Source organism: Vibrio ishigakensis (genome assembly GCF_024347675.1).
Lineage (GTDB): Bacteria > Pseudomonadota > Gammaproteobacteria > Enterobacterales > Vibrionaceae > Vibrio > Vibrio ishigakensis.
Genome location: NZ_AP024882.1, coordinates 1,584,108 through 1,604,973 on the forward strand (window position 1 = coordinate 1,584,108; position 20,866 = coordinate 1,604,973).

19 protein-coding genes are annotated in these 20,866 nt (G+C 44.1%); 4 read left to right on the forward strand and 15 right to left on the reverse strand.

Annotated elements, in window-relative coordinates; genetic code table 11:
* The 3 genes from Pcarn_RS21120 to Pcarn_RS21130 form a co-directional block, all read right to left on the reverse strand.
* Positions 1-1,077: an efflux RND transporter periplasmic adaptor subunit gene (locus tag Pcarn_RS21120; protein ID WP_261836298.1), complete on the reverse strand. Its 1,077-nt coding sequence runs from the start codon at positions 1,075-1,077 to the stop codon at positions 1-3.
* 188 nt (positions 1,078-1,265) lie between these two features.
* A complete protein-coding gene (locus Pcarn_RS21125; RefSeq protein WP_261836299.1) occupies positions 1,266-1,622 on the reverse strand; it encodes a hypothetical protein in 357 nt (118 codons plus the stop codon).
* 46 nt (positions 1,623-1,668) lie between these two features.
* A complete protein-coding gene (locus Pcarn_RS21130) occupies positions 1,669-1,887 on the reverse strand; it encodes a hypothetical protein (RefSeq protein ID WP_261836300.1) in 219 nt (72 codons plus the stop codon).
* 442 nt (positions 1,888-2,329) lie between these two features.
* Here Pcarn_RS21130 and gltS point away from each other — a divergent pair, with 442 nt between their 5' ends.
* The 3 genes from gltS (at position 2,330) to Pcarn_RS21145 (ending at position 5,310) form a co-directional block, all read left to right on the forward strand.
* Entirely contained in the window at positions 2,330-3,523 is a 1,194-nt protein-coding gene (gltS, locus tag Pcarn_RS21135) for a sodium/glutamate symporter (RefSeq protein ID WP_261836301.1), read from the forward strand.
* A 102-nt stretch (positions 3,524-3,625) separates the two neighbouring features.
* Complete coding sequence (locus Pcarn_RS21140) at positions 3,626-4,000, forward strand: c-type cytochrome (protein ID WP_261836302.1); 375 nt, start codon at positions 3,626-3,628, stop codon at positions 3,998-4,000.
* Positions 4,001-4,149: 149 nt separating this feature from the next.
* A complete protein-coding gene (locus Pcarn_RS21145) occupies positions 4,150-5,310 on the forward strand; it encodes an alpha/beta hydrolase (protein WP_261836303.1) in 1,161 nt (386 codons plus the stop codon).
* Positions 5,311-5,352: 42 nt separating this feature from the next.
* On the opposite strand, the gene Pcarn_RS21150 is transcribed toward Pcarn_RS21145, so the two are convergent.
* The 9 genes from Pcarn_RS21150 to Pcarn_RS21190 all read right to left on the reverse strand — a co-directional run bounded on the left by Pcarn_RS21150 (position 5,353) and on the right by Pcarn_RS21190 (position 16,806).
* Positions 5,353-6,639, reverse strand: a complete 1,287-nt coding sequence (locus Pcarn_RS21150) for a ferredoxin reductase family protein (protein WP_261836304.1) — start codon at positions 6,637-6,639, stop codon at positions 5,353-5,355.
* Positions 6,640-6,822: 183 nt separating this feature from the next.
* Complete coding sequence (locus Pcarn_RS21155) at positions 6,823-7,302, reverse strand: YcxB family protein (RefSeq protein WP_261836305.1); 480 nt, start codon at positions 7,300-7,302, stop codon at positions 6,823-6,825.
* A gap of 238 nt (positions 7,303-7,540) precedes the next feature.
* A complete protein-coding gene (locus Pcarn_RS21160) occupies positions 7,541-9,115 on the reverse strand; it encodes a polysaccharide lyase 6 family protein (protein WP_261836306.1) in 1,575 nt (524 codons plus the stop codon).
* 279 nt (positions 9,116-9,394) lie between these two features.
* Entirely contained in the window at positions 9,395-9,604 is a 210-nt protein-coding gene (locus Pcarn_RS21165; protein ID WP_390904516.1) for a hypothetical protein, read from the reverse strand.
* Positions 9,605-9,664: 60 nt separating this feature from the next.
* On the reverse strand, positions 9,665-11,092 hold the full coding sequence (locus Pcarn_RS21170; protein ID WP_261836308.1) for an aminotransferase-like domain-containing protein: 1,428 nt from the start codon (positions 11,090-11,092) through the stop codon (positions 9,665-9,667).
* 218 nt (positions 11,093-11,310) lie between these two features.
* Entirely contained in the window at positions 11,311-13,788 is a 2,478-nt protein-coding gene (locus tag Pcarn_RS21175; RefSeq protein WP_261836309.1) for a hybrid sensor histidine kinase/response regulator, read from the reverse strand.
* Between the two features lie 156 nt (positions 13,789-13,944).
* Positions 13,945-14,979 carry a methionine synthase gene (locus Pcarn_RS21180; RefSeq protein ID WP_261836310.1) on the reverse strand — a complete coding sequence of 345 codons (1,035 nt, stop codon included), beginning with the start codon at positions 14,977-14,979 and terminating at the stop codon, positions 13,945-13,947.
* A 20-nt stretch (positions 14,980-14,999) separates the two neighbouring features.
* On the reverse strand, positions 15,000-15,974 hold the full coding sequence (locus Pcarn_RS21185) for a DUF1852 domain-containing protein (RefSeq protein ID WP_261836311.1): 975 nt from the start codon (positions 15,972-15,974) through the stop codon (positions 15,000-15,002).
* Positions 15,975-16,245: 271 nt separating this feature from the next.
* A complete protein-coding gene (locus Pcarn_RS21190; RefSeq protein WP_390904517.1) occupies positions 16,246-16,806 on the reverse strand; it encodes a murein L,D-transpeptidase catalytic domain family protein in 561 nt (186 codons plus the stop codon).
* Positions 16,807-17,442: 636 nt separating this feature from the next.
* On the opposite strand from Pcarn_RS21190, the gene Pcarn_RS21195 reads away from it, so the two are divergent.
* Positions 17,443-18,597 carry an amino acid permease gene (locus Pcarn_RS21195; RefSeq protein ID WP_261836313.1) on the forward strand — a complete coding sequence of 385 codons (1,155 nt, stop codon included), beginning with the start codon at positions 17,443-17,445 and terminating at the stop codon, positions 18,595-18,597.
* A 63-nt stretch (positions 18,598-18,660) separates the two neighbouring features.
* Here the strand turns inward: Pcarn_RS21195 and Pcarn_RS21200 are convergent, their stop codons facing one another.
* The 3 genes from Pcarn_RS21200 to Pcarn_RS21210 are packed head-to-tail and all read right to left on the reverse strand — an operon-like array spanning position 18,661 to position 20,864.
* Positions 18,661-19,827, reverse strand: a complete 1,167-nt coding sequence (locus Pcarn_RS21200; protein WP_261836314.1) for a tetratricopeptide repeat protein — start codon at positions 19,825-19,827, stop codon at positions 18,661-18,663.
* Positions 19,824-20,450, reverse strand: a complete 627-nt coding sequence (locus tag Pcarn_RS21205) for an energy transducer TonB (protein ID WP_261836315.1) — start codon at positions 20,448-20,450, stop codon at positions 19,824-19,826. The genes Pcarn_RS21200 and Pcarn_RS21205 overlap by 4 nt, the downstream gene beginning before the upstream one ends.
* A gap of 9 nt (positions 20,451-20,459) precedes the next feature.
* Positions 20,460-20,864, reverse strand: coding sequence for an ExbD/TolR family protein (locus Pcarn_RS21210; RefSeq protein ID WP_261836316.1), 405 nt, complete (start codon positions 20,862-20,864; stop codon positions 20,460-20,462).
* Positions 20,865-20,866: the final 2 nt, after the last annotated feature.

Genomic DNA, 20,866 nt, shown 5'->3' on the forward strand with positions numbered 1-20,866 from the left:
TTACTGCACCTCTACCAATTCAGGACGCACTTCGATACCTTGCTTAAGATTCTGTGTACCCGACACAACCACGTTCTCACCTTGTTTCAGATTGGCTTCGATTTGTACACGCTCGCCACTAAGACTGCCTGTCACTACCTCGCGCTTTTGCAAAATATTTTGCTCATCCACAACCCATACATATTGATTACCTAGGTTGTCTGGAGTCACTGCGGTCAGCGGAACTTGAATCGCTTTGTTGCCAGGTCGAGTATCGTCGGAAAAGACATGCACATTCATACCTGGTAGCAGTCGACTCTCCTTAGTTGCGTCAACTGCAAATGTAACCGCGTAGGTTCCAGTCACGGGATCTGGCTCTGTTTCATACTTCTTCAATTCAAGGTTAAAGGTTTGATAAGGTGCGATAGTAGACTGCGCCACAATGTTGGCACCGTCTCCGTCACCTGTCATCAAGCTGTCTGGTACGTTGATCACTACTTCTAGGTCATTCAGATCGTGCATAGCAGCAATGATTTCATTGCTTTGCACTAATACATGGTTATCTACAAAAGTACGGCTCACCACACCTGTAAAAGGAGCTTTAAGATTGGTGTCTTCAAGGCGGCGAGTCGCTTCTGCAAACTTGTTTTGCGCCAGATTAAAGCGCAATGTGAACTCTTCAAACTCACTCTTCGACATCATTTTACGTTGCTCAAACATCACCTTGGCACGCTGAAACTCAGAGCGAGCGTTGTTCAGCTCATTCCGTGCAGAAGTAAGCGCAATCTCCGCATCTTTAGCGTCAAGCTTTGCGATCAATTGGCCTTTTTCTACCGAATCACCCTCTTGAACTAACATCTCAATAATGCGACCGCTTGCTCGGAACGAGAGATCAGCGCGACTGGCCGATTGGATAACACCATTAAATGAGAGATCCGCAACCGCTTTATCGGAAACAACTTCAACCAGAACAGGACGAACAACAGGTTCTGATACTGAAGTTTGGATTTCGGATTCACAGCCAGTAAGCAAAAGAGAAACAGCCAATGCCATTGTGGTGATTCGCAGTTTCTGCTTTGCTAAGTTTGAGTTTTTCACAACCATCTCCTAAAGAATTCATTGATTAATTGCGTTGTCATCACGCTATTCGTCCCTTGATGTCTTCCTTCTGCTGCGCAGTTTAAGGATTTGATGCACAAAGACGACGGTTAACAGATATTCATATTTGGAGTGAATAAATTCCCTATGCCTGCCAATTTTGGAGACATACCAGACAAGAGGTTTGGCTAATTACCCTTTTTGGTAATAGAGGATTGAAGTAGATTGACTCGGCGGGAATGCCAAGCGATTTGCTGCTCAAGTAGTCGTGTTTGATGTCGCTTGGGTGCAGTAACAAAGTGATAGAGCGCGACAGAATTAAGCACGATTGAGATCAACCCAACCACAGCAATCAGTGAACTTCCTGAATCTAGGCTCACGAGTATCAAAGCGCTTGTAACGAGTAACAATAGTGCTGAAATCAATATAGAAATTGGACTCAGTAAAAGATTATTCTGAGTTGAGACAGCCTCCAATTCCAACTTTGCATCAGCTAGCCTTTCTAAGTTTCTTGCTAGCTCTGCTGCAAACATATCTCTACTCATGATCAGCTTCCAGGTGTGAGTAGATACATTCGCCATAATCCAATGCTCATGAGGGACTCTTCAGTAGTTCACACAATATGAAATGGGCTTGAGACTCCAACTTGTCTCGCTGTGTGGTTAACGCCAAGATAGTGTGCTCATAATCACCGCCCGCATCAGAGAGCAGTCTTAACCCACGATTAAGGTCTGCTATCTGACTAACGTTTATTTTCAATGCCTTTTTCAAGGTGCAATGCTTGCCCGTGGGCCTAGAAATAAAGCTCATGATTCTCTCATTTTGTTCGGCATCTTAGGGCTATTTATTACTGTCTTCAGACACAAACTGAAGATAACTTGGACAAGAATGATCCGATAGCAGGTCATTACTGGTGCTATAAAAGTTCATTGAAACAAGTACGGAAATGAGTTGTTTTAGATAATGCATAAGCTTCTCCTTCAAAGTAAACACTCTCGGAAGAAACATTAAAGGAAGCACCTGAAATTCACTAAGGGTTACAGATATTCATTTTTGGTTTCGCTGTATACGCGCAAATGAATAACTCTTATTCATACCTATTGACTCTCCTCTGCTACACAATTCGCGCAACAGCTACAAACGAGGTCAATTATGAAGGGTTATATTCCTGCAATTCTTATATTTTCTGCCTACTTAACTTTCTTTTATGTCTTAGTTAGAAGTCTTATTTAGCTTAATTGGTAATTTAAAAATGCAAATTATAGAAATCGATGGCTTTATTTCTTTTACGCTAGCCATTGTATTGTTATTTATCGGTAAGTTCGCCACACAAAGATACAAGGTATTGCAGAAATACAGCATTCCAGAGCCTGTGATTGGTGGTTTTCTGTGCGCCATAGTCGTTGCCCTGCTGTATGCTTTTTTTGACCTTACCCTTGAGTTTGATCTTGGTATTAGAGATACCCTTTTACTCTATTTCTTTGCAGGTATAGGTCTAAGTGCTAACTTTAAGACCCTTATATCGGGCGGCAAACCACTATTGGTTCTTACTGCTCTCGCAGTGACTTACATCGTTCTACAAAACATCGTCGGTGTTAGCATTGCGTCCATACTCGGACTCGAGCCACTACTTGGCTTGATGGCAGGCTCTATCTCTCTGATTGGTGGCGTTGGAACCACCATGGCCTGGTCACCGACTTTTACAGAAATGGGAATGGAGAGTGCCGCTGAGGTTGGCTTAGCCGCAAACACACTCGGCTTGATTTCTGCCTGTTTGGTCGGCGGTCCCATTTCTAACTATCTGATCAAGAAACACCGACTAACCCCAAACTCTGATCATGACCTAGATATAGGTGTTTGCCACAATGAGACTACCAAGCTAGACCATTTCGGATATTTGTATGCTTGGCTAATGCTGAACCTAAGTCTTATCTTTGGCTACTTTATCAATATTGGTTTTGAGACTATTGGCCTGCAACTTCCTATGTTTGTAGCCTGCTTAATTGCCGGTATTTTAATTGGTAATGGAAAATCGTTACTGCTAAAGAAAAATAAAAGCGAAAACGCCAAACTTGGCCATGCACTTATTTCAGACATCTGCTTAGGTATGTTTTTAACCATGGCTTTAATGGGATTACAACTGTGGCAACTGCAAAGCACAATCGCATTTTTGACCCTAGTGATGTTCTTCCAAGTGCTACTTTCGATACTCTTCACCGTCTGGATCGTGTTTAGGTTTATGGGTAGAGACTATGAGGCAGCGGTGATCAGCTCAGGATTCGGTGGCATTACGCTAGGCTCTACCGCAACCGCGATAGTAAACATGACCGCGGTTACCCAGCAGCACGGTGCAGCCCACAAGGCGTTCATTATCGTGCCCCTAGTGTGTGGCTTCTTTATCGATATCGCTAACGCACTCATTATCAATACATTTATTACTTTCTAAACATCCAACACGCGCTGCAGATCTCATACTGTGGCGCTATTGTTCACATTTTGTTCACGCTCCAATCGGTATAACTAGGTCAAAAGTCGATTGGAGCCCATTATGAAAACCATCTCATTATATCTACTGCTTGGTGTTGTACTTGTAACCGGCGGATTCGTTGGTGTTAAAGCCTACATGGATAATCGCTATGGAGAGGCGGACCTAGCAAATGGCAAAGCCCAATTTACCAATAATTGTTTGATGTGCCATGGCGACAAAGGCCACGGTGACGGCTTGGTGGCGCAGAGCCTAGAGGTAAAACCTGACAACATACACGCTGAACTGATCAACCCGTTTGGTATGAAATTTGAACTTATCGACTCTGTACTGCAGGGAGACAATGGCCAGAACGGCGTTATGCCTGCGTTCAAAGATACGCTAACAGAAAAAGACGTGAACGATATCTTCGAATACATAAAAAGCATCAACCAATAAACGACTGTCAATTTAACGATAGTTTCACGCCACGAAAGCTGTATAAACCCTTTGTATTGTCAGATACACTGAGGCAATCAAAAAGGAACTTTGAATAAAGCGCGTTCAAGACTCGTATTAAGGTCATTCGTAACGCGCTTCCCTAAACTATGAACAAAACTGCCTTATTTCTGCCTGCCATTATTACTTCGCTGACCGCCTGCGGTACCAGTAGCGATGAGCCCTATCACTATCAGCATGCGAAATCCCTGAGCCCTTATCAGCAATCTAGCTTTGAGCAATATGTGCTCGAAACTCAGAACTGGTTGAAGCTAGAGCGAAACTTCATTACTGAAGACATCGACCGTGAGATTGAGCTTAACTCTCCAACAGAGTACCAACCTAAAGTTCCCAATGGTGAAGCCATCCTGTTGGTGCATGGTTTAGGAGACTCTCCCTACTCCTTCTCAGATATCGCAAAGCGTCTCAGTGACAAGGGGTATCTGGTCAGGACGATTCTACTACCTGGGCATGGCTCGAAGGTGGGAGACTTAAAGTTAGTCTCAGCAGATATGTGGCAAGAAAGCGTTGAGCACCAAATAAAGCTACTGCAAAGCGAGTACAGTAATGTTTGGCTTGGGGGGTACTCTACTGGGGCAAATCTAGTAACCAGCTATGCGCTAACCGATGACTCCATCAAGGGTTTGATCCTCTACTCTCCCGCGTTTAACGGCAGTTCAGATCTTCTTCCCATGGCAAAGTACGCTCAGTACGTTATCGAGTGGGCAGACCAAGATCCTGAGACCAACTACCTTCGCTATGACTCTCTGCCAATGGCCGCAGCCGCCAGCTACTACGAGACCACACAGCGGGTGCAGAAGGCTCTGAAAACAACGCCGAAATACAGCAAGCCAGTGTTTATGCTGATAAGCGAGGGCGATACTGTGGTGGATAAGTACTATGCCGTTGACCAGTTCGCGACCCATTTTAACAACCCTAATTCTCGATTGGTTTGGCTAGGAAGCAATCCACCTATTAGAGAGCGCACCACTGCTTATAACATGCAATTGCCAGAATTGCGCATTAGCGAAGGTTCACACATGGGAGGTCTTTTCTCACCAGACAATCCAGAATATGGAATCCATGGTAAGAACCGTCTTTGTAACAACGGTCAGGATCCAGAACTTGAAGCAAGATGTTTAGCCGGTGATGAGGTTTGGTATTCCTCTTATGGCTATGTTCAGGAAGGCAAGATACACGCTCGCCTAACCTACAACCCCTACTTTGATGAGAGCCTCGACCGAATGGAGCAAGTGCTAAAAAGCAAATAGCCCAAGGCGTTCACCTTGGGCTCATAATGACGGTTTAATCTATTATCTAAACTCAAACAGTTCCCGATGAAAGGCATTCACATGATTAAAGGCCTTCTCAAGCTCCGTGCCTAGTTTGCTTGGCCCACAAAACCAGACACTGCACCTAGACGGCTCGATAACACTATCCACTATTTCTAGCTGATTAAATCTACCATCCGCTGAGGTATCTCGTAGATAGAGCCTAACACCTGCTTGTATCGCCCTACTCTTTAGCTCATCAAGCAATTCAGTATCTATTTCTCGATAACTATAAAACAACGTCACTTGTTTACTTTTACCCACGCTTTCAATAGCACTGAGAAATGGCGCAATACCAATACCTGCAGCAATCCATATCTGCTGTTTGCAATTATCATAAAAGCTAAAGCATCCATAAGGCCCCTCGATTGTTGCCTCTTGCCCAACCTCAAGTTTATCTTTTAGGGATTCAGTGTAATCACCGCTCGACTTAATCAAGAGGCGAACCTCACTACTTTGTTGCTGCGGGGAGGCAATGCTAAATGGATGCGGTTTTTCTGTATCACCAAAACCGACAAAGGCAAACTGTCCCGGATGAAATGAGAAATCATCAACTTTCAGGATAACGTCTAGTCCGTTAGTGATTGGCTTAACCGCTTGTATGTGCGCCACATGGTGCTTAGTTTTTCCGTTATAACCCAAGATAGTGATAAGACAGCCGATAGTTGCCAGCGCACTTACGACCGCAAGAATGACACCCACACCAGAGAGCCACATACTCGCTTCAAAAAACATCAACATATGCAGAACAAGTGCTAAATAGAGATAGGGAAATAGCTTGTGGGTAAACTGAAAGACGTTGTACTTAAACTTTTTTATCCACGCGATCAGAACAAACGCTGCTGAGAAATAAAAGCCATACTCCCCTATTAGTTGCGCAGGATCACCTAGAACATCGATGAACTTCCAAAAAGGAAAGGTCTCATCCTTTGGAACCACAAAGCCCATATCCATTGCAAAGTCATCACTTAAAAAGGCAAGCCAATGGAAAAGAGCCGTGAAAACTGAAGATATGCCAAGATATTTGTGTAGCCGGTACTGCTGATCTAAGCCTTTAAGGTACTTTTCTAAAGGCCAGTGCTTCACCGACAGAATGACGCATAGAGACATGAGTATCATGGATGCGATACCAGAGTAGTTCACAAGGTACGTACGCACCTGCCAAAACATAGGCCACTCAAGGGTTGGAAGATTAACCTGCAATATGGTTAACGGAATCAATAAGGTAACAATGACTAAGCTCAAGCAGAGCTTCAGGTTTCTGTTCATAGTCGTCTCACAACAAACGGCTGGTTAGTTGCAAGACAAGGTATCAACAGAAATGTGAAAAAAGCGTGTGTGTTGGGGCTTTCGAAGATTAAAGATAGTTAATCTTTCTAGGTAGTTCGAGCATAACAGAGGCCAAGAATCAGAGGCTTAACCTTAATATCCGTTCTTGACCTATCCTAGGTATTACTTCTTTTGCTCAGCTATGAACGCAATCACCTCTTCATTCAAGCACGTCTTACTAATGTATTGACGATGCTTACCTATGTGAAAGATAAACCCTAGGTCGCTTTGCTCGACCTGGTCAATTTGAGTCCAAGTGATTATGTTGGTGTTGTTGCGGTTTTTATAACTCACGCCGGTTGAATCGATTTGTAGCTCAACCTTACTACCTGCACTAGCCCCAATCGACTGACGCCATATCCACCAAGGTCTCTTGTAATAAACACTCAAAGCCTCAACGAAACTCAAGACAATAAAGAACCAACCTACGTAGCTGCTTGGTAAAAGCTCAAATTTCACCAGAGCCGAACCAAAAACAAGAAAAAGCACGGCTTTTAGATAGTCATGGGGAAACCTTACAGGGCGGCTGGTTTGGTCATAGCACTCAGCAAAAAAGGTTTTATCTAATGTGTATTCGGTGTTGAAGACAAAGTCTTTGGACATAGTTAGCTACTTTGGAGTTTTCTGTGAATGAGTAGGTTGAACGGCAGTATTGTATAGCTAATAGAGGCTTTTATTTAGCTATTTTCATTCCCATTCCAGCTCACGTCTACTTTCCGCTAAAGGCAATTGGTTTCAAAGGATGAATAAACTTCAGAGACTTAAAAAGAAAAAAGGACAGTCATCCCATCTGCACGTCAGTGCAAACAAGATGTCCTGCCCCGTAATTGGCTAGCTTTTCTTACGATTTAAATTCGATAGAAGAGCCAACCATGTCTTCTGTTAGTACCGTTAGGTTAGTTGCACCAACAGTACCTACTGCCTTGATAAGGCCTTGCTCATCACGCTCCATTGCTGGTTTTTCAGTTGAGATACCTTGCGGTAGTGGCTCATCTAGACCTTCGATCTGGCCGTAGAAGATGTTGTTTTTAAACTCAGAACCAACCATCTTGAATTTCTCGCCATCGAACTGACGGAATGCATTGGTATTAGCTTCAGCCGCGATAGATAGGTTGTTTTCAAACAGGGTATCTACAGCAGGGAAAATGGTCTCTGCGCGAGTATCATCTGTTAGGCTCACGCGGTGAACAGCGTTACTACCAAAGATGCCTTGAGTGTTGTTCACCAAGGTGTTGTTCTTAACGATCACATCCTTAGGAGTCCACTGCTTCTGAAGTGTTTTACCCTCAGTAGAGTCTTTGCTTAGCTCTTCACCGTTCGCTACATCGATGATGCCGGTATTAAGAACTAGACCACCACGATAGGTGCCTTTACCTAGCGTACCCTCGATGTAGTTGTTTTCGATGCGATGATTTTCATCATAGATACGGATGCCACCTGAGTTAGCGGTATTTCCTGGCAGGATAACGTTGTTAGTAACCGTGTTGTTGTGACCGTGGCGTAGTGAAATCATCGAAGTACTGTTGCGGATGGTGTTTCCGTCGAAGGTTACATCACTCGCTTTTACAGAAATCAATTCAATTTCGCCAGAACCATTCTTGCCAACGTAGCCGCTGATGTTGTCAAAGTAGTTGTTCTTCACAACACTCTGAGATTCAAACAATGAGTTGTGGCTATCACCGATGCGGATAGCTTGACGGTCGTTACGGTTAGTACGAACCATCTTAGGATCAGAGTTTTCAATTAGCTCAATATCAAGAGCCGTCAGGTCTTTAAAGATGTTGCCTTCGATAAGCGTCTTTTCTAGCTTGTCAGAGGTCGCAACCACTAGCATAGCGCCACGCTTATATTTACCTTCAAAGGTGTTGTTGGTGATCTTGTTGTTTTCACCACCAACGGTAACCCAGCGGATGTTAGGGTATTTGCCCTTCGCATCTGGCTCATAGTCATAGTCGTTGAACTTGTAGATCACAGAGTTGTTTAGCGTGTTGTTCTTACCGAAGATGCCGAATACACCCATGATGTTTGCATCATGACTAACAGTGCTTAGTGTTGGGCCACCATCGGTAAATACTAAGCTTTCGATTAGGTTGTTATCACCCTTAACGATGAACTGAGTAGAGCCATTAAAGATAACGGTTCCTGGCTGTTCTGCCTTAATGGTTACGTTATTAGCAGTTAGGGTAACGCTACCTAAGTCGCGGTAGTGACCTGCTTTAATGCTGATCACATCACCGTCTTGAGCGTTTAAGATGCTCTCTCTTAGCTCTAGAACTTGTTGCATCGAAGCGATACTAACGCCTTGATCTACCATCACTAATGTTGGTTTCTTTACCAGTTCAGTGCTGCCTTGATTCGACATACAACCAGTTAGTAGTAAAGAACCTGCGATTAATAAAATGGGTGCCTTTTTCATGACTCTCTCTTTTTTGTAGGGGGAATATGTTGAAAGGCACACTAGCAACAAGAGACATATCTGGGCAATTGTATGATTTAAAAATCGTTAGCGATCACGCCTCTTTTTCGTAAATCTGTTATCCAGATCAAGTAATTTAATAATACAATAAAACTTTATGAACTTAGGTTCATTTGACCAATCGAGTGTAATTCATAAGCAATGCTGAGGTGCGAAAATCTAGCTAGACTATTTTCTGTTCAGCGCTCGACGAAGCAAAACAAATCTATTAATCAAAAATTACTTTTTCATCGCTGCACGAATGGCAAAAACGCATATCCCCATCAAAACGAATGGAATTGCCGCGGATAATGGTTCGACAACGTCATATTCAACAAAGGATTTGAATAAAATAACGTGACCCAAGATTAATAGTAGCGCACAGATTATTGCTACCCCAATGAGTCGAATTTCATGTCTGATACGATTGTCCATTGTCTTCCTCCTGATTATTTTTAGTCATTTAATCATGAGGACAATGAACTGTATGCGTACAGTTTGGCAGTCAATTTACCGAACAGTTTCCGACATCTTTGCGATCACCTTTGATAGATGAAGTAGTGCATTCTTACGTTCATTTGTCAGACTATAAGAAAAGTTTAGCCGCAATCCGTGCAATGCTTCTTCACTCGATAGTTCCTCGCGAGGCACAAACAGCTCCGTTAACGCCAAGGACCATTCGTATTCCGACATTTGCTGTTTAAGGTCAGCCATATCCAGTGACTTTGGTAGGTACAACCAAATGAAGTATCCCCCTTCTGGCTCACTCAGCACTGTGCTAGTTGGTAAAATACTTAACAAGTAATCTCGAAGAGCGATGTAACGAAGGTGCAATTCCTTGCGCAGTTTGCGAAGGTGATTATCGTAGCTTTCATAAGTAAGGTAATGGGCTAACCCTGCTTGAATAGGAGCACTGGTAGAGAGCGTCGATAGTAACTGGATCTTTTGGATCTCATCGTTGAAGCGTCCATTGATCAGCCACCCCAACCGATAACCCGGACAAAGACTCTTAGAGAAAGAGCTACAAGACAGTACCCTATCCTCCGAATCAAACGCTTTTATGGATTTGGGAGAGCACCCCTCAGCAAACTGCAATTCCCCATAAGCATCATCTTCAACAATGTAGAAGTCATGCTGATTAGCAAGCTCCACTATGGCTCTCTTTTTATCATCAGATAAACTCAGCCCAGTCGGGTTATTGAATGAAGACATCAGCCAGCATGCTTTTATGTCATGCTCGGTCAGCACACTCTCCATTTGCTCTATATCTAGGCCATGATGTTTATCGATAAACACCTCAACAGGAACTAGCCCTAACCTTTCAATAATCTGCAGTGCGCCGTAAAACACAGGGGTTTCAACCATCACCTTATCACCTGGCTGAGTAACCGCTTGCAGACTCAGGTTCAGAGACTCCATAGCTCCGGATGTAATGACAATATCTTGATGTCCAATATGAACACCACGCTTTGTATAGCGCTGAGCAATTTGCCTGCGAAGGTCCGGGTTACCAGGTGGCATGTGCAGTCTGTTTTGAGAGGGATTTAATTTCTTGGCGGCGTTGCTTAGACTCTTAGCAAGATCAGCCATGGGAAACAGAGTAGGATCTGGGAAGGCGGAGCTGAATGGCAAGGCAGTATCAGAGTTACTCGCTTTAAGAAACTGAAGCAGTTTGTCCTTAAACGATACACTATTCTGGGAAGTATTGAACTCACCTGCGGATAAGGAAGATCGGCTAGAAATATAGTAGCCGGATTGTGGCTTCGCCGTTATCCATCCTTGAGACTCGAGTATCTGATAGGCTTTTAAAACCGTACTATTACTTGCACTAAAGTTTTGGCAACTCGCTCTCACCGAAGGAATTTTATCTCCAACTCGCCACACCCCATTCTCTATTTGTTCGACAATCTGTTGTGCGATTTGTTGGTAGCGAGTCATAAGTTGGATGTCTTAAAGAAAATGCCTAAAGGTGATTATAAAATAAGTCCTCTTCCCTCTTACAGCAGAGAATCTGCACTTATCTCACCTTTTTAAACTAACTTACGTCAGCTTAATGGTGTTTCTCCAGCACTCAATACCTCATAAAGGACAGCACCATGGTGCTGTATCACCGCGACATCTTCGACACTATAATGGCTCGCTTTTCTAAGGTTGTGCTAGCTACCGTGAATGCGTGTTACTGTACTTGTTGCTGTCTCGTTTTTAGAAGGTTGGGAAGCACTGGATTGGAAGGCAATGTTCTTCTCCAATTTCTCCACCAGCACTGCTTTCCTAAATGGCTTAGGAAGATAATCATTCATACCCGAATCGAAACAGCGCTGAATGTCATCGTCTAAAATGGAGGCGGTCAACGCAATGATATTGGTTTCATCAAGCGACTCCATTTTTTCAAATGCTCGAATGGTAGATGTGGCCTCGAAACCGTCCATAACCGGCATCATACAATCCATTAAAATCAGGGCTATTTGCTCATAATGCTCTTTGTAAAGTGAAACCGCTTCAGCACCATTGTTGGCAATCTTGTAGTCGATGCCCAGTTTCTTTAGGTTCACCGCGACTACCTGCTGGTTTACCTTATTGTCTTCAACCACCAAAATCATGCCCTCACTAGTACGCTTCGTTTTGGGGGCATCGGCAACCTGCTTCTGAGTCGGTTGTATGGTTTTTAGTAGGTGATCTAAACGGTGACCAAGCAAAGGCAAGGTTATATAGCCTGCAACGGAGTCACCAAAGTCGACCTTCTCCTCACTGTTATCTCGCACCACAATTACTATGTTGTCTGAATATTTTTCTGTGCAGTACGAAATATCAATAGTGCCATCAAGGATGATAATCGCCTTGGCAGAAATATGCGGGAGGATCTCTTCTATGGTGTGCACCACCTCGAGCGGGTAGTGATAAAAGTTGAGCTCATGAATCAATATCTTAGACGGTTTTTCACTGCAGTAGATCACCTGTGGAAGGTTATAAGATAAAGGCTTACTACCCTGTTGCTCCGGCTCTAACTCCAACTCTAGGGTAAAGTAAAATTCACATCCCAGACCTTTAGCTGAGGTTAGCTCTATCTTACTCCCCATCATCTCAATCATTTTGGTAGAGATAGCGAGCCCTAGTCCAGTACCGCCAAATTCGTTGGATGTCTGGCTGCTCTCTTGCTTGAACTCTTCAAACACTTGGTCGTGCTTGCTCTCATCGATGCCAATACCTGTATCTTTGACCGCAAAATAGAGTGAGACTTTGTCGCTACTTCGATTTTCGACCTTAAGCTTAAAGGTCACGGCACCCGCTTCAGTGAACTTGATGGCGTTTGAAGCAAGGTTCATCGCAACTTGCCTTAGTTTCTGCTCATCCGCCCGAACATAACCTGGAATATCCTCATCCATCTCTATCTTAATCTTAACGTTCTTTTGTTGGGCTTTAGGCGCAATCAAAGCAGCAGTATCAAAGATAACCTCTTTGATAGCACAGGTGTGGGGACAGACCTCAAGATTGCCGGACTCAATCTTAGAGAGGTCTAAGATATCGTTTATCAGCATCAAAAGAGTCTGAGATGACGAGTTGATCGTGGTGAGATAGTCTTTCTGCACCGGTGATAATCGAGACTCATTGAGTATATCGGTCATGCCGATGATCCCGTTAAGCGGTGTGCGGATCTCGTGTGACATATTCGCGAGGAAAGAGCTTTTCGCTTTGTTCGCATCTCGCTCTCGCTTTTGAGAAGTAACTAAGCCCGTTTCTAGCTTAGTGATAGAGCGTATTACAAGTGCAATTACCACAACAATAGACAGGCAAAGCAAGGCGGCAATGGCGTAGTAATAGAGACGAAACATCTCTAGTTTGGAGATAATAAGCTTAGGCACATTCACATATAGCGCTTCAAGCTGATGCTCAACCCCGTGAATGGTTTCTCGCATGGCGCCCAATTGGCCAGAGTTATGGTCATAACCAAAAGACTCTATCTCATTGTGCAATGCCAAAAAGGCATCATCAAACTGTGCGTGCTCTTCTTCTAACACTAGGCTATCAGGAACTTCCAGAATCAGCTGTTTAAGTTTTTGCAAATCACTATCGACCTGCTGTTTGTTCTCAGAACTCAAGTCTCGGAACAGGTTAAACATGCTCTCTTGTATCACTAGCATTTGTTGATTCAGCGCTGAATTACTCTCTCTTAGGATTAACCTTTGAAAGCGAATGGACTCTTTTTGCAGGTCATCCACTAGCCCATCCGTTTTATCCTGACCATAGATGCGCATTAAGGTGTCAGCAATATCGTCGAAGCTCTCAAGATAGTTATTTACTGCATTAATTGAATCTAAGCTGCTAAAAGCAGAATCCACACCCACTTCTTTTATCATCATCTCGATATCAATAAGACGCTGTTTCAATAGCTCGGCTTCGGTGTGAAGTTTAGTGCGGTATTTTGAATCCAAACGAGCAATGTAGTCCTTTTCATGACGGCGTAACATCAACATCTGGTTAGACGATTGAGAAATAGAAACCTGGAGCTGATTGAGTCTATCTTGCTGCTGATTGAGCAGCATATTTGTTATTAAAAAGGCGAAAATAAGGAAAACAATCCCTGCCCCTCCTAATAGCAATAACCCCTTCATCGTCCACTGTTTCGAATCGCTCATACACTGCTCCTATTGTTTAGAGGCAAGATAGGAGTTCATGATTCATCTTCAAATTTTTCTGGGAATTTCTGATGAGAATCTGTGTGTTATAGAGGTTTTGGAATGAACCGTTAGGGCATTAAAGGCAGAGTACACCTCTTGCCTTTAATATTATGATTAATCTAATAGAGATAGCTCTTTTCGAACCAGTTCAGCACCGGCTCTTAACGCATTCAACTTAGCCGTTGAAACCTCCCTTGCAAGAGGCGCCATACCGCAGTTTGTGCATGGATACAGCTTATCTGCGTCCACATACTTAAGTGCGTTTCGAAGAGTTTCGGCTACTTCTTCAGGAGTTTCGACCTCATTAGTAGCGACATCTATGGCACCGACCATTACCTTCTTGCCGCGGATAAGCTCTAGAAGCTCGATAGGCACGCGAGAGTTGTGACATTCCAGAGAAATGATATCGATATTCGACTGTTGCAGCTTAGGGAATACCTCTTCATATTGACGCCATTCGGTACCTAGGGTTTTCTTCCAATCGGTATTAGCTTTAATGCCATACCCGTAGCAAATATGGACTGCGGTCTCGCACTTAAGGCCCTCGATGGCTCTTTCTAAACAGACGATCCCCCACTCGTTTACGTCTTCAAAGAAGACGTTAAACGCTGGTTCATCAAATTGAATAATATCAACGCCTGCGGCCTCTAGCTCTTTAGCTTCTTGGTTGAGGATCTTGGCAAATTCCCAAGCCAATTTTTCTCGGCTACCATAGTGGTCATCGTAAAGGGTATCGATCATCGTCATCGGCCCTGGTAAGGCCCACTTAATTGGTTTGTTGGTTTGCTTTCGCAGGAACTTAGCATCTTCGACAAAAACAGGTTGTAGTCGACTCACTGGCCCCACTACGGTTGGGACACTCGCATCATAGCGGTTGCGTATCGTGACGGTCTTGCGGTTTTCGAAATCCACACCGGCTAGGTTTTCTATGAATGTGGTGACAAAGTGCTGACGCGTTTGTTCTCCGTCACTAACAATATCAACCCCAGCCAGTTCTTGCTCATGCAATGAAAGGCGCAAAGCGTCACGTTTCCCGCTCTCAAGTTCTTCATTCTCTAACTTCCATGGTGACCAAAGTGTTTCCGGCTGCGCTAGCCATGACGGCTTTGGTAGACTGCCAGCAGTTGAGGTTGGTAATAGTGTTTTCATTGTGATTCCTTTCATCTTGTTTACGCGTAGTTAGCTGACCACTGCTCAAGCACTGCATGGTATGGTTTTATAAAGGTTTCCTCAGCAAACTTGCCCTGCTCTTTCGCGAGTTGGCTACGCTCCTCTCGGTCATACACAATCTGGGTCAGTGAGTGATCCGAATTATTTAAATTTGGTTGATAGCGCTTACCCGCCGCTGCATTAGCGTTATAGATCTCTGGGCGGTAGATCTTTTGAAAGGTCTCCATTGTGCTGATAGTGCTGATCAGCTCAAGATTGGTGTAGTCGTTAAGTAGGTCACCAAAGAAATAGAAAGCTAACGGCGCAACACTATTTGGCGGCATGAAGTAGCGAACCTGCAACCCCATCTTCTGAAAGTACTGTTCGGTCAAAGAAGACTCGTTAGGCAGATATTCATAGCCCAATACAGGATGATGATTCTCACTGCGTTGATAGATCTTATTGTCCGAAACACTCAGGCAAATGACTGGGCGCTTTTTAAAGTGCTGTTTGTAAGAGTCTGACTGGATAAAGTGCTTAAACAACTTGCCATGCAAATCGCCAAAATTGTCTGGAACACTGAACCGAGTCTGGTTCTTATTGTGTTCAAGAAGCACAACACTGAAGTCGTAATCACGTACATAAGAAGAAAAGTTATTTCCAACAATACCTTCGATACGCTCGTTGGTTTTTCGATCCAGAATATTGGTTTTCAGCACCTCTATTGATGGGAATGCTTCTCCACTACCCTTAATATCTAGGTCAACAGAAATGATCTCCAGCTCAACAGAGTATCGGTCTCCCTGTGGGTTATCCCAGTTGGCTAAAGCGTTAAAGCGGTTATCTATCATGCGTAGTGCATTGCGTAGGTTCTGCTCTCGGCTGTCACCACGCGCAAGATTGGCAAAGTTAGTGGTGATACGGGTGCTGTCCGATGGCTGGTAGTTCTCATCAAAGGTGATGCTGTTGATAGCAAAGGTTAAATCGTTCTTCATCGTGATGTCCTATTTCCTTGAATTCATAATCTTGCTCGGGTCGCCTTTCACGACGAATAGACAGAACTAAAAACCGCTGTACCTAACACCAGAGCAGTCTTTTTTATACTGGTTTAACTTATTGATTAATATTGAATTCGTTTCACATCGAACATGAGCAAATTTCATAAACAAATTTGAGACTCAAGTTTTTCTCATAAAAAGTCGTTACCATAGACGCAAAAAAGCCAGCGAACAAAGCCCGCTGGCTTTCGAGAAATAGGGTTAAGAATTAAGCGCTGGCGTAGATAACACTGCCGCCTTTGATCATATCAATAACGTCTTTATTGATCTCAGGAGAAAGTGCCGGGCAGCCCCAACTGCGTCCAAGATAACCATGCTTATTGATAAAATCTTGCGTCGCGTACTCTGCGGCATGGATCACGATAGCACGCTCGCGAGCTTTGTCGTTCATACCTTTGCTAAGGCCGTCTAGACGCAAAGAGTAGCCGTGTTTGCCATAGTAGGTTTCATTAGTGAGAAACACACCCAGAGAAGTTTGGCGTGAGCTTACTGTGTTAGAAAACTCGGTTGCTGTCTTGCCACCGCTGTTTACACCATGAGCTACGTGCGTTTTAAATGCCAGTTTCTCCTTTTCAAGGTCGATAACGAAGAAACGGTCTTCAGTTGACGGACGGTTGTAATCAATGATGGTCAATACTGGTTTCTTCGCGCCATCCGTCGCTTTGTACGCTTGGTAGGCATCTTTGAAAAGCTCAAAGTCCATTACCTTTTCAAGACCAATGGTATGATATTTAGCTTCAATTTTGTTTTCTTGGGCTGTGTTTTCGATTGTGTTTGCACTTACTGCGGTCGACAAAACTAGCGTCGACAAAAGAATAAATAACGATTTCACTTTCAATGATACAACTCGGCAATAGAGGTTGAAGGTCGCTTAACCAGGCGCTTTTGATTATTCATTTTCGTCATAAGCATGGCTAAGATGTCGGTCAAAATTGTATATATTTTGATCGACTATTCAAGTCAGAAATGTGTAAATAATCGTATCCTATGCTGAAAACTATGCTTGCACCCCATTTTGAACAGTTATCGGTGCTTATTTAGGCGCTTAAGTAACAGTACGTTGCAATCATCATCGTCCTAGTTAATATGGGATTGTCTCATTTCGAGACTGCATAGTTTAGGATTTACTATGTCAGTTCCAAAGGATTGTCTTTTTACATTAGGACATCTCAATGATATTCAAGATCACTACTCCAATTCTGGAGCCTACTGAAGGGTCGCCACACAAGGCCTCAAAGCCCTCGATTGCCTTTAACTCCCCTTTCAAAACCTCAAGCTTTTTCGCTACCTCCACCACGCGATATTCATTTTCTCGATTTTATTTTTCGTATTGATCCTCCCCCTTCAATACACCTGCGCGCACGCGCAAATTTCGAAATTTAATAATTTAACGGTTTTATAGAAAATGAATACGAAACTTCTAGGCAGCGCCCTAATTATCTCCGGCACCGCTCTTGGCGCTGGCATGCTCGCAATACCAATGGTTCTAGCTCAATTTGGTCTGTTCTACGGAACACTTCTGATGGCGTTCATCTGGTTTGGCACCACCTACTCAGCACTACTTCTACTCGAAGCAACCATAAAATCAGGTGGTGGACTGGGTCTGAATACCATCGCTCGTAAAACGCTTGGCAAAGGCGGACAACTTGTCTCAAATGCTCTGCTGTATGCCCTTCTTATCTGCCTGTTAATGGCCTACATCTTGGGCGCGGCCGATCTATTAACTAAAGGGGCTTCTTCTCTCGGTTTAACCCTGAGTTTCACCCAAAGCCAGATACTGTTTACCTTAGTAGCAGGCGCGATTGTAGCCTGTGGCACAGGTGTTATTGATAAGCTAAACCGCCTGCTATTCTTGGTAATGATTGCTAGCCTAATCATTACTCTATTTGTGTTGCTTCCACATTTCTCGACGCAAAACCTGACTCAAGTAAGCAACCATGACCACCTAGGTCTGATTCAAACCAGTGCAGTACTATTTACTAGTTTTGGTTTTATGGTAGTGATCCCAAGCCTTGTTTCATACAACAACGATGCCTCCCATAAACAGCTAAGAAACATGGTTATCCTAGGCTCAGTAATCCCGCTTTTCTGCTACTTGTGTTGGCTGTTCGCAGTTGTTGGCAACCTACCACCAGCACAACTAAAAGAGTTCTCTAGCGTTTCTCAACTGATGGCAGGCTTCGAGCACGAAGCGCCTTGGATTGGTTCAGTGCTTTCTCTATTTACCGGCCTTGCCCTACTCACATCATTCTTTGGTGTGGCGATGTCACTGTTCGATCAAAACAGCGACACCTTCAAGCAAAACCGCGTCGTGACCTATGTTCTTACCTTTATACTGCCTCTAGTTGGCGCAATCATGGCTGCAGACCAATTCCTTTCGGTTCTTGCCTACGCCGGGATCATACTGGTATTCCTAGCCGTATTTGTTCCCCTAGCTATGGTTTACAAGCTAAGAGCTACAGATACATTAAGCGAAAGCTATGCCGCTGAAGGTGGCAATATGATGATGCTGTTTGGGCTTGCTTTTGGCGGGTTCTTGCTAGTATCGCAGATGGTGTAATCACCGGCAGATAAAGAAATAGGCGCTAATTAGCGCCTATTTTTGTTTTGTGTGTAGCCAGCTTTAATTCGCCTGACTCAGATACTTGATCCAGCTAATAGTCGCCTGATCAGACTTTATCTGATTAGCCTTTTGAGCATGCTCTAACGCTTTCTTCTTATCGCCTAAGCGATAGTAAGCTTGAACAATGGTCAACTCTTTACGAGCACTGGAGTTCAGTTTGTCTAGCTGAGTTAGAGCAGTCTTATACTGCTTGTTTTGCATCAGTAGATTGATGTAAGACCAGCGATATTGACTGTCTTTGCTGGTGGCACGAGCCCAAGCCTCCAGTGACTGTTCCCATTCTCTCGCCTGTTGCCAGTATTGTGCTTCTACCGCTAAATCTTTGGCGTCAACATCGGATGCCTTATTCAGTTCATGGAAGATCTGAGCAGACTTTTCAGGCACGCCTTGCTTAGAATAAAGCTGAGCCATCATACGCGTTTGAGTTTTACTTAACTCAAAGCCAGCACGCTCATATTGCTTGAGAGTCGCCAAGGCTTGTGAATAGTTTCCAACTCGCAGATACAGGTTGATGGTTTGTGTCCACCAGCTCCCTCGCTCAGGTTCAAAGCCACGCAATGCCAGCGTAGTTTTAAGTGCATTATTCCACTGCTTAAGAGACAGCTCAGCACCCAAACGTAGATTAAGCACAGGTACCGTTGTTTTACCGCCTGCAGAATAATAGCTGCTTACCGCACCGAGCACTGGTTTCCAACTCTCCATCTGATAGTTGGCTTGACCAATACGAAGCCAGATCTGCTGCACGGTGTCGGCCTTCAGAACATTCAAGGTTTTGTTCTGTGCCATCACTTCGTTGTAGTTAGCCAGAGCCTGCTTAGTCTTGCCATTAGACAACAGGATATCTGCATACATGCGCTGGGTTTCGATGTGTTGTTCAGGCTCAAGACCCTTTGTAGCAACACTTCGCCCCAACGCCGCTTCTGCTTTATCCATTTGGTCTTCTTGCCAGTACAAGATACCCAACATGCGCTGTACATAAGAGGTATCAAATGCTCGGCTTGAATCTACTTTTTCAAGTGTCTCTATGGCCTCGGCATTCATGTCATTACTCTGCAGCTCAAACGCTTGATGCACACGACCGGCAACCGAGCGACTTAATTCTTCAGCGGTGACCGCACCGGTAAATAAGCTAGCTATTAGGGCTAAAGTTATAACTGATTTGTTCATTTTTGCAGTTTAAACTCCAACTTAACGGTTTGCCCTTCACGGGTTTGTGCCTTGCCATTGACTATCATTGGCTGATATTTCCAGCGTTGAAGTGCACGGATAGCTTCACGGTCAAACACGCGTGCAGGCTCGGCCTCTACAACCTTAATGTCTACAGGTGTACCCACTTCGTTGATGCTAAAGCTCATTACAACGTAACCTTCAATCTTACGATTCAAAGCGCGTGGCGGATACCTTGGTTCCATTCGGTGTAGCGGCATCACCTGTTGGTTCTGTGCAATCTTCATCGGCCCTGGATTAGAAATCGCCAAGCCAGAAACCCCTGTATCTAGAGCAACCTGAGGTAAGTCCAAGCTATCCATCGAGATTGAATTCTCGGACACATTGGTTGGATCACTCACCTGCGTTTCTGGTGGCTGTTGTGGCTTCTCTGGTGGATCCGGCAATTGACGCTGACGACGCTGGGTAGCGCTATCTTGCTCTACTTGAAGGATATCAAAGCTCACTGGCGGCTTTTGATCCGGCAGCGGCGTTTTACCCAAATTCACCAACCAAGTCATAAACCCAAACACAAAGAAGGTCATCAACAAGGCAAGAGGCAGTGCTATAAATAGTCTTTTCATTTACTGCCTCTATTTGGCGGCTGTAGCCAGAGCGATCTTCTCGATCCCTGCACCCTTCGCCCCATCCATTACCTCAACAACCGTACCGTTAAAGGCAAACTTGTCTGCCTGAATCACTACAGATGCATCTGGTTTGTCGATCACCATACTCTCAAGTGTTGCCTGAACACGCTCTACATCCACCAAACGTTTATCGATATAAACTTGGTTGTTGTCTGTAATGGCGATAAAGATGCCAGCATCTTTCTGACTAGTAGCATTTGCCGCCTGAGGACGGTTTACCTCTACACCAGATTCGCGCACGAAAGAGCTAGTAACGATGAAGAAGATCAGCATGATAAATACGATATCAAGCATTGAGGTCATATCGACCTGTGCTTCTTCATTACGCTCGCGACGTCGTCCTAATCTCATTG

Bases quoted from the DNA above. Each gene is read 5' to 3' on its own strand.
- Pcarn_RS21200 (WP_261836314.1), bottom strand. From the start codon at position 19,827: ATGAACAAATCAGTTATAACTTTAGCCCTAATAGCTAGCTTATTTACC.
- Pcarn_RS21195 (WP_261836313.1), top strand. From the start codon at position 17,443: ATGAATACGAAACTTCTAGGCAGCGCCCTAATTATCTCCGGCACCGCT.
- Pcarn_RS21185 (WP_261836311.1), bottom strand. From the start codon at position 15,974: ATGAAGAACGATTTAACCTTTGCTATCAACAGCATCACCTTTGATGAG.
- Pcarn_RS21175 (WP_261836309.1), bottom strand. From the start codon at position 13,788: ATGAGCGATTCGAAACAGTGGACGATGAAGGGGTTATTGCTATTAGGA.
- gltS (WP_261836301.1), top strand. From the start codon at position 2,330: ATGCAAATTATAGAAATCGATGGCTTTATTTCTTTTACGCTAGCCATT.
- Pcarn_RS21160 (WP_261836306.1), bottom strand. From the start codon at position 9,115: ATGAAAAAGGCACCCATTTTATTAATCGCAGGTTCTTTACTACTAACT.
- Pcarn_RS21125 (WP_261836299.1), bottom strand. From the start codon at position 1,622: ATGAGTAGAGATATGTTTGCAGCAGAGCTAGCAAGAAACTTAGAAAGG.
- Pcarn_RS21140 (WP_261836302.1), top strand. From the start codon at position 3,626: ATGAAAACCATCTCATTATATCTACTGCTTGGTGTTGTACTTGTAACC.
- Pcarn_RS21210 (WP_261836316.1), bottom strand. From the start codon at position 20,864: ATGAGATTAGGACGACGTCGCGAGCGTAATGAAGAAGCACAGGTCGAT.
- Pcarn_RS21145 (WP_261836303.1), top strand. From the start codon at position 4,150: ATGAACAAAACTGCCTTATTTCTGCCTGCCATTATTACTTCGCTGACC.
- Pcarn_RS21150 (WP_261836304.1), bottom strand. From the start codon at position 6,639: ATGAACAGAAACCTGAAGCTCTGCTTGAGCTTAGTCATTGTTACCTTA.
- Pcarn_RS21155 (WP_261836305.1), bottom strand. From the start codon at position 7,302: ATGTCCAAAGACTTTGTCTTCAACACCGAATACACATTAGATAAAACC.
- Pcarn_RS21130 (WP_261836300.1), bottom strand. From the start codon at position 1,887: ATGAGCTTTATTTCTAGGCCCACGGGCAAGCATTGCACCTTGAAAAAG.
- Pcarn_RS21170 (WP_261836308.1), bottom strand. From the start codon at position 11,092: ATGACTCGCTACCAACAAATCGCACAACAGATTGTCGAACAAATAGAG.
- Pcarn_RS21180 (WP_261836310.1), bottom strand. From the start codon at position 14,979: ATGAAAACACTATTACCAACCTCAACTGCTGGCAGTCTACCAAAGCCG.
- Pcarn_RS21205 (WP_261836315.1), bottom strand. From the start codon at position 20,450: ATGAAAAGACTATTTATAGCACTGCCTCTTGCCTTGTTGATGACCTTC.